At 73.1% G+C, this 14,473-nt stretch carries 14 protein-coding genes; 6 read left to right on the forward strand and 8 right to left on the reverse strand.

The window, feature by feature from the left end; all coding sequences use genetic code 11:
- The first annotated feature begins 22 nt into the window (after positions 1-22).
- Together ACZ5UI_RS23320 and ACZ5UI_RS23325 are read left to right on the forward strand one after the other, a co-directional pair.
- Positions 23-490 carry a SixA phosphatase family protein gene (locus tag ACZ5UI_RS23320; protein WP_464191585.1) on the forward strand — a complete coding sequence of 156 codons (468 nt, stop codon included), beginning with the start codon at positions 23-25 and terminating at the stop codon, positions 488-490.
- Positions 490-1,059: a TetR/AcrR family transcriptional regulator gene (locus tag ACZ5UI_RS23325; protein ID WP_464191587.1), complete on the forward strand. Its 570-nt coding sequence runs from the start codon at positions 490-492 to the stop codon at positions 1,057-1,059. Before ACZ5UI_RS23320 ends, ACZ5UI_RS23325 begins: the two co-directional genes overlap by 1 nt.
- On the opposite strand, the gene ACZ5UI_RS23330 is transcribed toward ACZ5UI_RS23325, so the two are convergent.
- Together ACZ5UI_RS23330 and ACZ5UI_RS23335 are read right to left on the reverse strand one after the other, a co-directional pair.
- Positions 1,043-2,389 (reverse strand): FAD-dependent oxidoreductase, encoded by a 1,347-nt coding sequence (locus ACZ5UI_RS23330; RefSeq protein ID WP_464191589.1) that lies wholly within the window; start codon positions 2,387-2,389, stop codon positions 1,043-1,045. The genes ACZ5UI_RS23325 and ACZ5UI_RS23330 overlap by 17 nt on opposite strands.
- Before the next feature lie 11 nt (positions 2,390-2,400).
- Complete coding sequence (locus ACZ5UI_RS23335) at positions 2,401-3,105, reverse strand: alpha/beta fold hydrolase (RefSeq protein WP_464191591.1); 705 nt, start codon at positions 3,103-3,105, stop codon at positions 2,401-2,403.
- Between the two features lie 84 nt (positions 3,106-3,189).
- Between ACZ5UI_RS23335 and ACZ5UI_RS23340 the strand changes: the two genes are divergently transcribed.
- Positions 3,190-4,038 (forward strand): DNA-formamidopyrimidine glycosylase family protein, encoded by an 849-nt coding sequence (locus tag ACZ5UI_RS23340; protein ID WP_464191593.1) that lies wholly within the window; start codon positions 3,190-3,192, stop codon positions 4,036-4,038.
- 30 nt (positions 4,039-4,068) lie between these two features.
- Here the strand turns inward: ACZ5UI_RS23340 and ACZ5UI_RS23345 are convergent, their stop codons facing one another.
- Genes ACZ5UI_RS23345 through ACZ5UI_RS23355 form a run of 3 tightly spaced genes read right to left on the reverse strand, consistent with a single transcriptional unit; the run spans position 4,069 to position 8,556 of the window.
- Positions 4,069-5,517 carry a flavin-containing monooxygenase gene (locus ACZ5UI_RS23345; protein WP_464191596.1) on the reverse strand — a complete coding sequence of 483 codons (1,449 nt, stop codon included), beginning with the start codon at positions 5,515-5,517 and terminating at the stop codon, positions 4,069-4,071.
- Positions 5,517-7,118 carry an MFS transporter gene (locus ACZ5UI_RS23350; RefSeq protein WP_464191598.1) on the reverse strand — a complete coding sequence of 534 codons (1,602 nt, stop codon included), beginning with the start codon at positions 7,116-7,118 and terminating at the stop codon, positions 5,517-5,519. The genes ACZ5UI_RS23345 and ACZ5UI_RS23350 overlap by 1 nt, the downstream gene beginning before the upstream one ends.
- Before the next feature lie 22 nt (positions 7,119-7,140).
- A complete protein-coding gene (locus ACZ5UI_RS23355) occupies positions 7,141-8,556 on the reverse strand; it encodes a DUF2252 domain-containing protein (RefSeq protein WP_464191601.1) in 1,416 nt (471 codons plus the stop codon).
- 91 nt (positions 8,557-8,647) lie between these two features.
- Here ACZ5UI_RS23355 and ACZ5UI_RS23360 point away from each other — a divergent pair, with 91 nt between their 5' ends.
- Positions 8,648-9,160 (forward strand): hypothetical protein, encoded by a 513-nt coding sequence (locus ACZ5UI_RS23360; RefSeq protein WP_464191603.1) that lies wholly within the window; start codon positions 8,648-8,650, stop codon positions 9,158-9,160.
- Here ACZ5UI_RS23360 and ACZ5UI_RS23365 read toward each other — a convergent pair.
- The gene (locus tag ACZ5UI_RS23365) at positions 9,157-10,557 is read right to left on the reverse strand and encodes an APC family permease (RefSeq protein ID WP_464191605.1); all 1,401 of its coding nucleotides are present in this window, start codon (positions 10,555-10,557) and stop codon (positions 9,157-9,159) included. The genes ACZ5UI_RS23360 and ACZ5UI_RS23365 overlap by 4 nt on opposite strands.
- 161 nt (positions 10,558-10,718) lie before the next feature.
- Between ACZ5UI_RS23365 and bcp the strand changes: the two genes are divergently transcribed.
- Positions 10,719-11,174 carry a thioredoxin-dependent thiol peroxidase gene (gene bcp / locus ACZ5UI_RS23370; protein ID WP_464191607.1) on the forward strand — a complete coding sequence of 152 codons (456 nt, stop codon included), beginning with the start codon at positions 10,719-10,721 and terminating at the stop codon, positions 11,172-11,174.
- A 67-nt stretch (positions 11,175-11,241) separates the two neighbouring features.
- On the opposite strand, the gene ACZ5UI_RS23375 is transcribed toward bcp, so the two are convergent.
- Entirely contained in the window at positions 11,242-11,838 is a 597-nt protein-coding gene (locus ACZ5UI_RS23375) for a hypothetical protein (RefSeq protein ID WP_464191609.1), read from the reverse strand.
- A gap of 70 nt (positions 11,839-11,908) precedes the next feature.
- Positions 11,909-13,453 (reverse strand): alkaline phosphatase family protein, encoded by a 1,545-nt coding sequence (locus ACZ5UI_RS23380; protein WP_464191611.1) that lies wholly within the window; start codon positions 13,451-13,453, stop codon positions 11,909-11,911.
- Positions 13,454-13,623: 170 nt separating this feature from the next.
- Here ACZ5UI_RS23380 and ACZ5UI_RS23385 point away from each other — a divergent pair, with 170 nt between their 5' ends.
- Positions 13,624-14,448 (forward strand): substrate-binding domain-containing protein, encoded by an 825-nt coding sequence (locus ACZ5UI_RS23385; RefSeq protein ID WP_464191613.1) that lies wholly within the window; start codon positions 13,624-13,626, stop codon positions 14,446-14,448.
- Positions 14,449-14,473: the final 25 nt, after the last annotated feature.

Consider the following 14,473-nt stretch of genomic DNA (forward strand, 5'->3'; position numbering starts at 1 on the left):
GCGCCAGTAGCCTGCGAGCGCAATGGCTCAGCAGCTCTGGCTCCTACGGCACGGCGAGGCCGAGCCCCACGACGCCCGCCCCGACCCCGAACGCCGGCTGACCCCGCGCGGCGAGGATCAGTCGCGCGCGGCCGGGCAGGCTCTGGCCCGCCTCGAGCTGCCCATCCACCACGTCTTCTCCAGCCCCAAGGTGCGCGCCTGGGACACGGCCGTCCTGGCCTGCGGGGCGCTGGGGCAGGAGCCGATCGTCCACCAGCCGCTGGGCGACGGGTTCGACCGCGACGACGCGCTCGAGCTGGTGGCCGGCGACCCGGACACGCGCGTGCTGATCGTCGGGCACAACCCGTCCTTCGAGCAGCTCCTGTACGACCTGACCGGCGCCCGCGCCGACCTGCGCAAGGGCGCGATCGCCGGCATCCGCCTGCGCGGCGCCCAGGGCGAGCTGATGGCCCTGCTGCAACCGCGCGAGCTCTCGCTGCTGGCGGGCTGATGGACGGGCGCACCGCTCGCGCGCTGCGGACCCGCGAGCTGGTGGTCGATGCGCTGCTGGCGCTGCTGGACGAGGGCCTGCCGCAGCCGTCGATCGAGGAGATCGCCGCGCGGGCCGGGGTGTCCGAGCGCACCGTGTTCGGCCACTTCGGCGATCGCGAGGGGCTGTTCGACGCGGTCGGCCAGCGCCAGGGCATGCGGCTGCGCGAGGAGTGGGGCGAGCTGCCCGGGCCCGACGCGCCGCTGGCCGAGCGCATCGACGCGTTCGTGGAGCAGCGCGCGCGCATCTACGAGCTGATCGGCCCGCTGCGGCGCGCCGCGATCCTGCTGGAGCCGTTCAGCCAGACGACGCAGGCCGGGGTCGCGTCGCTGCGCTCGCTCAAGCGCCGCGAGACGTGGCGGCTGTTCTCGCCCGAGCTGCGCGACGACCACGTGCTCGGTGCGGCGGTCGCGGCGCTGTGCTCGTTCTCGGGCTGGGACGCGCTGCGCACCCAGCAGGGCCTGTCGGTCGACGACGCGCGCGAGGCGCTGCGCCGGGGCCTGACGGCGCTGCTCAGCGCAAAGAGCTAGCCGCCGCGCGCGCGGCCACCAGCACGGGGTCCATCACGCCCGACATCGGCGGCGCGTAGGACAGATCCACCCATTGCAGGTCGTCGACCGTCATGCCCGCCCAGATCGCGGTGGCGAACGTGTCGATGCGCTTGCCCGCGGTCGGCGCACCCACGATCTGCGCGCCCAGCAGCCGGCCGTCGGCGCGGCGGGTGACGAGCTTGATCCACATCGAGGCCGAGCCGGGGAAGTAGCCCGCGCGGGTGTCGCTCTCGGTGATCGAGGTGACGACGTCGATGCCGGCCGCCGCCGCTTCGCGCTCGTTGAGGCCGGTGCGCGCGACCTCGCGGTGGCACAGGCGCGTGATCGCGGTCCCGATCACCCCGGGGAAGGCGAGGTCGCCGCCGGCCAGGTTGACGCCGGCGACGCGGCCCTGCTTGTTGGCGTGCGTGCCCAGCTGGATGTTCACCGGCTGGTCGAGCAGCCGGTGGTGGGACTCGACGCAGTCACCGGCGGCCCACACGCCGTCGCCGGCGCGCTGATGGTCGTCGACGGCGATCGCGCCGGTCGAGCCCAGCGCGACGCCCGCCGCCTCGGCCAGCGTCGTCTCCGGCTTCACACCGGTGGCGATCACCACGTGCTGGGCGGCGATGTCGCCCTCAGACGTGCGCACGCCGCGCGGCCGGCCGTCGGCGTCCAGCAGCACCTCCTCGAGCTGGACGCTCAGGCGCACGTCGATGTCGTGCCCCTCGGAGGCGTCCTGGACGTGGCTGGCCATGTCCGCGTCCAGCGTGGTCATCAGCTGCGGCGCCTGGTCGATCAGGGTCACGCGCAGGTTGCGCTCGACCAGCGCCTCGGCCATCTCCAGCCCGATGTACCCGCCGCCGACCACCACCGCGTTGGCGCCGCCGCGCAGCACCTGCTCGCGCAGGCGCATGCCGGCGTCGATCGTCCGGGCCGCCTCGGTCGCCTCGACGCCGGGAATCGGCGGCGGCGTGGCGGTCGCGCCCGTGGCGATGACGAGCTCGTCGAACGGCTCGGTGGACTCGCTGCGCGCGTTGAGGTCGCGCACGGTCAGCGTCCGCGCGGCCAGGTCGATGCCCAGGACCTCGTGGCGGATGCGCACGTCGATGCCCTGCTCGCGGTGCTGCTCGGGCGAGCGGGCGATCAGGTCGTCGGCGTCCTCGACCAGCCCGGCCACGTAGTAGGGGATCCCGCACGCGCTGAAGCTGGTCAGACCGCCGCGCTCGAACGCGACGATCTCCAGGTCGGGGTCCTTGCGGCGGGCGGTCGCCGCCGCGCTCATGCCCGCTGCGTCGCCGCCGATGATCGCCAACCGTCTCAAAGCCATGGAGCGGAGGCTTACCCGACCAGCACCTCCGAAAGCACGTCGCGCAGACGTTGGCGGAAGAACAGGTGTCCGGCCCCGGCGCAGAGCATCGGCTCGGCGGCGGGCAGCGCGGCGGCCAGCCAGCGCTGATGGGCGACGCCGACGGTGGCGTCGTCGGCGCCGTGCCACAGGCCGACGGGTTGGCGCACATCGGACGGGTCGAAGCCCCACGGGCCGGTCAGCGTGCGCAGGTCGGCGGCCGCCGCGCGGGGCTTGCGCCCCGGTGGGACGACGGTCAGCAGCGTGCGGCAGGCGGCGCGCTGGAGCGGTCCGCCCTCGGCGCGCAGGTCGAGCGCGTGGGGCGGGGCGATCGCGCCGACCAGGGCGACGCGCGCGACGCGGTCGGGCAGCGTGGCGGCGGCGCCCAGCGCGTACGGGGTGCCGGCCGAGACGCCGACGATGCGGATGCGCTCGATGTCCAGCCGGTCGGCGGCCTGGGTCAGGTCGGCGGCGTAGTCGAGCGGGACGCGCCCGGGGTGCGGGTCCGATCCGGCGAACCCCGGCCGGTACAGGACGACCCAGCGCACGCCGAGCGCGTGCAGGACGGTCTCGACGGCATCGCGCCCGCGCAGCTTGGAGGCCAGCAGGCCGTGCGCGTAGACGACCGGGGTGCCGTCGGGCGGGCCGAGCTCGGCGTAGGCCAGACGGCGGCCGTCGCGCAGGCGCAGGGTCGGCATCGCCCGCGAGCCTAGGCGGGCGGGCCGTCGTCGAACAGGCCCATTTCCAGCATCTTCACCGCCCGCACTACCCTCAGAGGGAGGATGCCGGAGCTCCCCGAGGTCGAGATCACCGCGCGCCGGCTCGACGCGGCCCTGCGGGGGGCGACCATCGAGTCCACGATGGCGCCGGGCCTCAACGCGCTGAAGACCTTCGACCCGCCGCTGCACGCGCTGGACGGCACGCAGATCGAGGGCGTGTGGCGCATCGGCAAGCACCTCGTGGTCGACGTCAGCGGCGACCTGCACGTGCTCATCCACCTGATGTCCGCCGGCCGCCTGCAGCTGTACGACAAGCGCGCGTCGATGCGCGACCGCACGTCGCGGCTGCTGCTGCGCATCGACGACGGGCGTGAGCTGCGCCTGCGCGAGTTCGGCACCAAGCAGGCCGCCTGGGTGAAGGTGCTGCGCGATGGCGAGGTGGACGCCGACCCCGCGGTGGCCACCCTCGGCCCCGAGGCATGGCCCGACCCCCCGGAGGACCTGGCCACCGTCCTGAAGGCCCCGCGCCCGTTGCACACGCTGCTGCGCGACCAGCGCGTGATCGCCGGCATCGGCCGCTCGTGGGTCGACGAGATCCTGTGGCGGGCCAAGCTGTCGCCCTTCAAGCGCGGCGACGACCTGTCCGAGGACGAGGCGACGGCGCTGCGCGCGGCGATCGTCGAGACCCTGGCCGGGGCGATCGAGCACTACGAGGAGGTCGTGCACCTGCCGATCCCCGACAAGCTCCCGCTCCCGCTGCTCGTGCACCGCCACCAGGGCGAGCCGTGCCCGCGCTGCGGCACCACCCTGGAAGCGGTCTTCTACGAGGACTACGTGATGAGCTACTGCCCGGCCGAGCAGACGGGCGGCAAGGTCCTCAAGGACCGGCGGCTGTCGCGGCTGCTGAAGTAGCCGGATGCGACCGCCACGGCTGGCGCGGGTTCAGCCGGGCGCGGTGCGCGCGATCACGTCGGCGATCTCGGCCAGCCCGAACGACCGCAGGGCTTCGAGGTCCGCAGGGTCCAGCGCGGTGCGGGGCGACGCCTGCAGCTGTGTGCGGAAGCGCTCGGCCGCGTCGGGTGCGGCACCCGGTCCGTCGAGCCGGTAGCGCGGCGGGAGCAGCGGCCCGAACAGCAGCGCCTCGGCCAGCTCGGGCCGGGCCAGCGGGTCGGGAGCGACGCCGAGCTCCTCGGCCAGGGCCACGGCCAGCGCGTTGTGGGCCTCCAGCGGCGGGCGCGGCGTGGCCATCGCGGCGCGCATGCGGTCGGCGTCCAGGGGCGGTGCGTCGCCCGCCCAGGTCGCGATGATCCAGCGCGCCTGCAGCTCCAGCAGCGGGAAGTACGGGCCCTGCGCGGGGAACTGGCCGACGAACCCGAACCCGGGGAGGTCCGGGTGCCAGGTGCGCAGGTACAGCTCCAGGTCGGGACCCAGGACGGACCACACGTCGGCGTCCAGATAGGGGATGTCGACCTCGTAGCCGGTCGCGCAGACGATCGCGTCGACGACCTCCACCGCGCCGTCGGTGAACGTCACGGCGCGCCCGTCGATCGCCGCGATTCCCGGTCGGCAGACGATCGACCCGTCGGCGATCTGGGCCAGGTAGTCCTGGCACAGCGAGATCCCGGCGGTGAAGAAGTCCTCGTGCGGCGCGGGCGCGCCGAACGCGGCGGGGTGGCCGGCCACGCGCAGCACGCGGTCGCGGATCGTCTGCCCCAGCGTGTCGCGCGGCAGATGGCGCCGCTCCAGGGCGCCGAACGCGGTGTACCACTGCCAGTCCGACGAGACGCCGTCGACGACCTTGGGGATCACGTAACGCGACTTGCGAAACGACGAGACGACGTTCGTGACGGTGGCCAGGTCCGAGGCGATCTCCAGCCCGCTGACGCCGTTGCCGTAGACCAGCGGACGCCGGCCGCGGTACGGCTCGGCGCCCGGGTAGTGCAGCGCGTGGCGCACCTCGCCGGCGAACGCGTCCAGACCGGGCGGCAGGCACGGCTTGCGGAAGCGCCCGGACGCGACGATCACGCCGTCGAAGCGCTCGCCATCGACGACGTGGTCGCGGGACACGTGCGCGACGGGCGTGCGCAGGCGGATCCGCGAGGTGACGCCGAAGTGGTCGGCGTAGGCGTGCAGGTAGGCGTGGATCTGCTCGGCGTACGGATGCAGCGGCAGGTCGGGGAGCGCGTCGAAGTCCGAGAACGCGGTCATCGCGCGGCTGGTGTTCGTGCGCATGCCGGGCCACACGCCGCTGTGCGCGGCCGTCGTGTGCCACTGGCCACCGAGATCGTCGCTGGCCTCGAAGACGACCGGCTCCAGCCCGGCCTCGAGCGCGTGCTTGGCGGCGACGATGCCGCTGGGTCCGGCGCCGATGACGGCTACGCGCGACGGCATCACGTGGCGGTGTCCAGGGCGGTCGTCGGCAGCCGGCGGGTGAACCACAGCGAGAGCAGCGCGGTGACGGCCACGGCGCCCAGGGCCAGGCGCAGCGCCTCCAGCTGGGCGTCGCCGTAGCTGGCGGCCACGGCGCTGGCCTCGGCGGGGGCCAGGCCGCCCTCCTTCGCCGCCTGCTCCACCACCGACACCGGGACGATGTCGATGCCCGACGCGCTGTGGGCCACGATCGCCTCGCGCGCGGGGGCGGGAACTGCCGGGTTGGCGGCGACGCGCTCGGTGAACCCCGTGGTCAGCGACGCGAGCAGGACGGCGCCGACGATCGCCGTGCCCAGGGAGGCGCCGAGGTTCTGGGCGGTGCCCTGCAGGCCGCCGCCCTCGCTGGTCTTCGCGGCGGGCACGGACGACATGATCACGTTGCCCAGCTGCGAGGCCAGCAGCCCGGCTCCGGCGCCGATCAGCGCGAGCGCGACCTTGAAGCCGGTGTCGTTCAGCCGCACGTCCAGCGTGGCGAGCATCACGATCGCGCCGGCGCTGACGCCGAGCAGCCCCAGTTGCGCGACCATGCGCGGCGAGCTGCGCGTGGCCAGGCGCGGGCCCAGCAGGGCGAAGGCCAGCATCGACAGCGACAGCGGGAGCAGGCGCTTGCCGGTCTCGAAGGCGTCCAGGCCGAGCACGACCTGCAGGTAGACGGGGATCACGAAGAACGTGCCCATCAGGACGAGCTGCTGGCCCAGCAGCGTCGACAGCCCGGCGCGCAGCTGCGATGAGTGCAGCAGGGTCATGTCCAGCAGCTGGTCCTGGCCCAGCCGGGCGCGGCGGGTCTGCCACAGCGAGAAGGCGCCGAGCAGGGCCAGGCCGCACAGGACGAACAGCGGGACGGGCGAGAAGCCCAGCGGCGTGAACTGGCTGTCCCCGATCGTCGGCGGGTTGCGGGGCTGGACGAAGCCCCACACGCTGCTGCGCAGGATCGCGAAGACGATCAGGCCCAGGCCGCCGGCCGACAGCACGACGCCGACGATGTCCAGGCGGGGCCGGTGGGCGGCCGCCGGTGCCCGCGGGATCTGGCCGCGCAGCAGCAACAGGACGATGACCACGGCGGTCTCCGCGGCGAACACGTAGCGCCACGACAGCTCGGTGGTCACCCATCCGCCGATCAGCGGGCCGGCGGCCACGGCGATCGCCGCGACGCCACCCAGCAGCGCGTAGGCCAGCGCCCGCGCCCGGCCCTCGTAGCTGGCCGCGGTCAGCGCCGCGATCGCGGGGATCACCAGCACGGCGCCGAAGCCCTCCACGCCCGACCACCCGATCAGCAGGACCGCCAGGCTCGGGCTCAGCGCGGTGGTCAGCGACCCCAGGCCGTAGATGCCCAGTCCGATCGCGAACGCGGTGTTGCGCCCGAGGATGTCGCCGAGCTTGGCTCCCAGCAGCATCAGCGCCGCCATCACCAGCGTGTACAGCGTGATGGCGGTCTGCACGCCCTGGATCGACGTGTCGAGATCGGCCACGATCTGCGAGATCGCCACGTTCATGACGCTCGTGTCGAGCACCATGACGAACTGCGCCGAGGCCAGCATGGCCAGGGGGACCCATTTGCGCATGGCGTGCCGCTCCGGCTCGGCGTCAGACGCCGGTCAGGGCGTCGATCGTGCCGTCGTCCACGGCGGCCCGCATGACGGCGTAGTCGCGCTCGTTCTGGTCGGCGTAGGCCTCGGCGAACTGGGCCAGGGCGCGGTCGAACGTGTCGTTGCGGCCCAGGTAGGCGGCGATGGCCACGCCGTCGCCGCCGCGGGCATGGGCCCGGGCCAGCGTGCGCCCGCAGACCTCGCCGTAGACCTCCAGCGCGGTCGCGTTCATCAGCTCGACCAGCGCCGAGCCCTTGCCGTCCCACAGCTGGCGCACGTAGTAGTCGCGGTCGACGCCGTCGGGCCCGGTGGTGCGCAGCCAGCCGAGCATCACGTCGGTCGCCGCTTGCGTCAGGCGCTGGCCCTCGACGACGCGCTGGCCGTGGTTGGCGTGGGCGCTGGCGCCGAGGTAGGGCTCGAGCACGGAGGCCTCGGCCTCCTTGAACTGCAGGAACAGCGGGTCGTCGTCGTCGCGGCCGAGCAGCAGCATGATCCAGGCGCGCGTGCCGACGCTGCCCACGCCGACGACCTTGCGGGCCGCGTCGACGTAGCGGAAGCGCTCCATCAGCGCGCAGCGGTCGGCCGACAGCGTGGCGCGGTAGGAGCGGCCCATCTCGTGCACCGTTGCGTTGAGCTCGTCGTGCATCTCCGGCGGGAACAGCGAGTGGATGCGCGTGAGCACCGGCGGGTCATCGCGGATCTGCGGGTGGCCGTCGACGAGCTCGGTCAGCTTGGCGAAGGCCCGCATGCTGGTCTTCGCGCGCGACTTCTCCAGGTTGCGCCGGGCGCGCTCGCGCTGCGCGCTCGTGGCCCGGTCGGCGAACCCGAGCAGCAGCGCCTCGACGTCGACCCGCGAGTACCACAGCTCGAGGTTGCCCATCGCGGCGAACCGGAAGATCGCCTCGCGGTAGGCGCGCGCGACCGCCAGCAGCACCGTGGTCCGCTCCCGGTCGGACAGGCCGCGGTCGCGGCCGGCCACCGCGAAGCTGGCCACCAGCCGCTTGAGGTCCCACTCGAACGGCCCGGGCAGCGTCTCGTCGAAGTCGTTGAGGTCGAAGACGAGGGTGCGGTCGGGGGCCGCGTAGGCGCCGAAGTTCGACAGGTGGGCGTCGCCGCACAGCTGGGTGATCAGGCCGGTGTGCGGCTGGGTGGCCAGGTCGGCGGCCATGATCGCCGCCGCGCCCCGGTAGAACGTGAAGGGCGACACGAGCATGCGCCCGTAGCGGACGGGCACGAGCTCGGGCACGCGGGTGGCGGCCTGCTCCTGCAGGATCTCCAGCGGGCTACGGCGCTGGTCTGACGGCTCCCACACCGCGTGCGCGCGGCGAGGGACCTCCGCGCGCACCGCCTTGCCCGCCGCGGCGCGCTGCGCCACCGTGGGATGCTCGACGGGCTCGATGCCGATGGCGCTCATGGCCGTACGCTACGCCGACGAGGCCTGGGCTGCTCGCCTTGTGCGACCGCCGCGCGCCCGACATGCTTGCCGTAATGCGATCGGTCCGACCATGACCGCCTGGCGGGAGACCACCAGGCAGGCGATCGCCGCACACCTGAGCTCGCGTCAGGTGACGCGCGTGATCTACGGCTCGATCATCGGCTTGGCCGTCCTGCTCACGCTGGAGCGCCACCCGCCATCGTCGGCCGTGGTCGTGTCGACGCTGATCGGGACGGCCGTGGCCGTCGCCCTGGCCGAGCTGTACAGCGAGTGGATCGGCGACGAGGCCCGCCGCGGCCGCCGGCCGAACGCGGCCGAGGTGCACGGGATGCTGCGCAACGTCGCCGCCGTCGCCTTCGGCATCGCGTTCCCGGTCGTGTTCTTCCTGCTGGCCATCGTCGGCCTGATCGACGACGACGACGCGTTCGACTACGCGCAGTGGTCCGGCCTGGGCCTGATCGCGCTGTACGGGTTCGCCGCCGCCCGACTGGCCCGGATGAGCCTGGGCCGCTCCCTGCTGCAGGCGCTCTTCGTCGGGCTGATCGCCACCGGGCTGATCGCGCTCAAGGCGCTCGTCCACTAGCACTCGCGGTCGAGCACGCCGCGGTTGAACCGCAACATCAGAAGGAAGTAGACGCCGCCGAGGGCGAGCAGCCCGGCGTCGATGACGAGCGCCGCCGCGTTCGCCGGGAACGTGAGGAAGCAGATCGCGACGGCCGACCACACGAGCGCGGCGACCGCGACGGGCAGGTCGGCCCGGCCGAGGTCGAAGGCGCCGGCGCGGCGATCCAGGCGTCCGCGCACCGCGAGATACAGGACGACGATCGCGCCGTAGGTGACGGCCGGCAGGATCGTCGACGCGGAGAGCAGCTCGTCGAGCGCGTTGCCGGGCAGCGCGACCATCAGGACGATCCCCAGCGCGAGGACGAGCAGCGTCGCCGGGATCGGCGTCTGCGTGACCGGGTTGACGCGCCGCATCACCGTGTGGGCGGGGAAGCGCCCGTCACGCGACATGGCGAAGATCATCCGCGAGCAGCTGGTCATGATCACGACCGCGGCCGCGAAGAACGAGAACGTGATGGCCACCAGGAGCGCCTTCTCCCCGGCTCGGCCGAGCTGCTCGCGCAGGATCGTCGCGACCGCCGGCCCGCTCTCGCTGACCGCGGGGATGTCCGGGATGGCGACCGTCAGCACGATCGTGAACAGCAGCCCCAGGACCGCCGCGGCCACCACCGACCCGACGATCGCGCGCGGGACGCTGCGATAGGGATCCTTGGCCTCCTCCGCCAGGTTCGCCGCCGCATCGAAGCCGGTGAGGGTGCCCAGGCCCATCAGCGTGGCGAGCATCAGCCCGCCGCCGATGGCGAGGTAGTCGTCGGCGTCCGCGGTGACCCCGCGGGACGTGAGGTTGTCCGCGCTCCCGTCGCCCGACACCAGCACCGCGACGACCAGCGCGACCCCGATGACGAGGATCAGCGAGAACTCGACCACCACCGCGCTGGTGTTGAGCAAGCCCACCAGGCGGGTGGAGCCGATCGAGACCAGCGCGGCGGCGAGCAGGATGGCCAGCGTGAGCAGGCGCGCGGTGCCCTCGTCGGGCGCGATGCCCAGCAGCGGCATGAACGCCTGGCTGGCCATGACGTTGGCGACGGTCACGCTGGCGGTCGCCAGGTACAGGAACGTCAGCCAGCCGAAGCCCCAGCCGATCCGTGGGTTGGCCAGCCGCGAGGCCCACTGGTAGGACGACCCGCTCAGCGGGATGCGCGCCGCCAGCTGCGCGACGACCAGCGCGATCAGGGTCTGCCCGACCGCGACGATCGGCCACAGCCAGACGGCGACCGGCCCGCCGTGCCGGAGCAGGTCGTCGTAGGTCCCGAAGACGCCCACCGCGACCGAGATGAACGCGAACGAGATCGCGAACACCTGGAAGCCACCGAGCGACCGTTTCAGCTCCTGCTGGTAGGCGCCCGGCTGGGACACCGCGCTATTCCACTCGATCTCGCGCCGCAGCGAGCGGAAAACTGCGCCGCGCGGGAGGCGGGTCTGAACGCGACGCGGTTCTGTGCCGCCGGACGCACGCCTCTGCACCAATTCTGTGCCGTCCACCGGTCCGCCGGCGATCACGGGGTAGCGTGCCGCGCATGATCGAAACCGGCCAGACCGCACCCGACTTCACCCTCCCCGACCAGGACGGCGAGGAGCTCACGCTGTCCTCCCTGCGCGGGGGTCCCGTGGTCGTCTACTTCTACCCCAAGGCCGACACGCCGGGGTGCACCACGCAGGCCTGCGGCGTGCGAGACCACGTGGCCGACTACGACGCCAAGGGCGCCACGGTCGTCGGCATCTCGCCCGATCCCGTCAAGAAGGTCAAGAAGTTCCACGACAAGTTCGAGCTGAACTTCCGCCTGCTGGCCGACGCCGACCACGAGGTGGCCGAGGCCTACGGCGTGTGGGTCGAGAAGTCGATGTACGGCAACACGTACATGGGCAACGAGCGCACGACGTTCGTGATCGACGCCGACGGCGTGGTCACCGACGTCCTGCGCAAGGTCAAGCCCGCCCAGCACGACGACCTCGTGCTCGGCGCCCTGGCCTGACGCAACGCCGAGGGCCCGGCGGTTGCCGGGCCCTCGAGGTGCTGCGGGGTGCGGGACCGCCGCGGGCTCAGCCCTTGGACTTGGCCTTCTTGGCCTCCGCCTTGGTCTTGGTCTTCGCCTTGGCGGTGGTGGTCGTGGCCGGGGTGTCGATCACGGCCGGGGCGCGGTTGGTGCCGCCGGTCTTGGACCGCGGGCAGCCGTGCGGGCGGCCGAGGTCGTAGGGGCCGGAGATGTACTGCGTGACCTTGCCCTTGGCGTCGGCCGTCGCGTAGACGACGGTCAGGAGGGGATCCACGCGGGGCTCGTCGCAGATCGACTTGACGTCGATGGCGAACTGGCCCACGACGCGGTTCATCCCGCCCGAGTAGACGCCGACGCAGTTGATGCCCCAGGTGGGCAGGAAGGCGTTGCAGGTGAACGAGTCGGTGGTCACCGCGGCGCCCTGCTGGTCGAGGACGATCACGTCCGTGTCGAAGCTGCCGGCCTCGACGTTGGTGGCGATCTGGTAGCCCAGGATCGGTCCGTTGCAGCCGAACGAGTAGCGCACCTGCGTGCCGTCGATGCCATCGACGGGTTCGCCCAGACGGGTCTGGCCGATGCAGGTGTAGTTGTTGGCGTTGTCGTCGGCGTAGCCGTTGGTCGCCGTCAGGGAGAGGACCAGCACGGCGGCGACGAGCGCCCCCAGGAGGATCCGGCTACGGGACGGGAGTGTGTGGGGCAATGCGACCTCCATGTCAGGGACGCGTGGTGGTTGTGGTGGAAGTGGTGCTCGTGGTGGGCGACGCGACCGGGGCCCAGACCGCGTCGCCGAACGTCTCGGCATCCGCGGCGTGACCCGTCGGCGTCAGGGAGAAGAGCTTCTGCAGCGTGCGCAGCAGGCCGTAGTGGTCGGCCTCCGTGGCGACCGTCGTGGCCGTCCGCACGCCGGGACCGACGAGCAGCGCGCCGACCGGCTCGGGCTCGCTGCTGCTCGCGCCGGCGGCGGGCGCGGGCCCGACGTCGAACGTGACCACGATCAGGCCGTCCTGCTGGTAGGCCTCGCTGGCCTGGATCGCCGGGATCGTGCGGGCCAGGAACGCGTCGAGCGCGGCGGCTCCGGCCGGCGCACCCTCGACGCAGGGCTCGACGGCCCCCGAGTCACAGGCCGACGGGACGATCCAGCTGAGCGCCGGCGGGTCGGCCAGATCGGGCGCCAACGCGCCCAGCTCCGCCTCGCCGGGCACGCACCCGGCGCCGCTCGGCTCGGCCAGCCCGTGGAAGGCGGCGAGCGCGTTGCGAGCCGGCACGTAGCCGGGCGCCGCGGCGGCCGGATCGGGCGCGGGCGCCGGCGCCGGCGCGGGCGCCGGAACCGGTGCCCCGCACGGGTTCGGCAACGCGCCCAGATAGGCCTTCCACGGCCGGCCCGCCGCGGCGAGCTGGCCGGGCAGCGTCGGCACGTCGGCGGCGTAGAAGCAGCCGGTTCCCGACACCAGGCCGGTCTTGGGGTCCAGCACGCCCGGCGCGACGTCGCTCGGCGTCGGGCAGTTGGCCTCGGTCGCCGAGTTTGGCGCCTGGCCGCTGAGCAGCGCGACCCCGTTGGCCAGCTGACCGGCGCCCACGGCGCGGTAGTCGCTCAGCAGCGTGCCCTGCGGCACGAGCGTTCCGGCCAGGTACGGCGCGCGGGTCTGGTCGGTGAAGACGCTGGCGTCCTGGCCGGTCAGCGACACCACCCACACGTGCCCGACCGACGGGAGCGTCGGCTCGGTGGCGGTCGTCGGCGTCGGTGTGGGGGAGCCCGACGGCGTCGGTGATCCCGACGGGGTCGGCGTGCCGGACGTCGGCGTGCCGCTGCTCGGCGTGGGGCTCGGTGTGGCGGCGACCGGCGCGCCCGATAGGCCGGAGTCCGCGAAGCCCGAATCGACGAAGCCCGAGTCCAGGTCGCCGCCGCCTCCTCCGACCCCGCCGCCGCCGTCCCCGCCGAGGTCCACGTCGTCCGTCGCGCGGTCGCCTTCGGCGCTGGCGGCGTCCGGCGCGGCGACCGGGGCAGCGTCGACGACCACGATCGGGCCGGCCTGCTCGACCGCGGCCAGCGACGTCGCGGGTCCGTGGATCGTCGCGCCCAGCGCCCCGCCGACGGTCAGCGCCAGCGTGGCCAGGACGACGGCCAGCGGTCGCGAGACGCGCCGCCGGGCGACCGGCTGTGGATCGGCGGAGGCGGCCAGGACCGCCGCCTGGACGCCGAACGGGGCCAGACCGACGAGCCCGAGCTCGGCCAGCGGGTCGACGCGCGGGGCGCCCACCCGGGCACCGCAGTGCAGGCAATAGCGCTGGTCAGGGGCGAGCGCGGCGGCGCACTCGGGGCAGGCATCCGAGCCAGCCGTGGCAAACAACGAAAAGTCCATCGGGATAGTGAAGTTATGCTAAAACCCCACTAGATCAACTTGCAAGATGAGGAAAGGGAATTTCTCGTATGACCTCCGTTCGCCGTCTGGCGGCGTCCATCACCGCGGTGGGCGTCATCGCCCTCACCGTCCCCGCCTTCGCCGCGGCTGCGCCGTCGGTCATCACCATCAGCGGCGCCACCGGGTCGGCCCCGCTCGTCGCCCTGCTGGCCAAGCAGTACGTCAAGGAGAACCCGGGCAAGGTGCAGATCAAGCTGGCCCAGGGTGGCGGCGAGGTCGGCATCCAGGACGCCGCCGCCGGCCGCGTGACGATCGGCAACGCCGCTCGTGACCCCCGCGACAGCGATCCCAGCGGTCTGGTCTTCTACCCGATCGCCAAGGACTTCTTCTGCTTCGACACGAACCCGGCCAACCCGCTGCCGAACCTGACCAAGGACCAGGCGATCGCGATCTGGACTGGCAAGGTGCGTGACTGGAGCGAGGTTCCCGGCGCCAAGGTGACGGGCCCGATCAACCTGATCGGCCGCACGTCGGCCTCGTCGCTGCCCCCGCTCGTCCAGTCGCTGCTGCTCGGCGGCCAGACGATCTCCAGTCTGGCGGCGCTGAAGCCGTCCGACGGCCTGGTCCAGCAGACGGTGGCCAGCGACAAGAACGCGATCGGCTTCAACTCCGGTTGGTACGCGTCGCAGCCCAACGTGCACGCGGTTCCCTACGAGGGCGTCGCCTGCAACCTGCAGGGCGCCAAGTCCGGCCAGTACCCGGCCGTGCGCAACTACTACGAGGTCACCCGCGGCCAGGCCACGGGCGCGTCGGCGCAGTTCATCAACTGGATCCAGAAGTCCAAGAAGGCGCGGGCCATCATCGCGTCCAAGTGGATCCTGCTCGGGAGCTGAGGCGGGCCCACCGACGAGGCACCGG

The sequence above is a fragment of the Conexibacter sp. JCM 18997 genome, assembly GCF_055391915.1.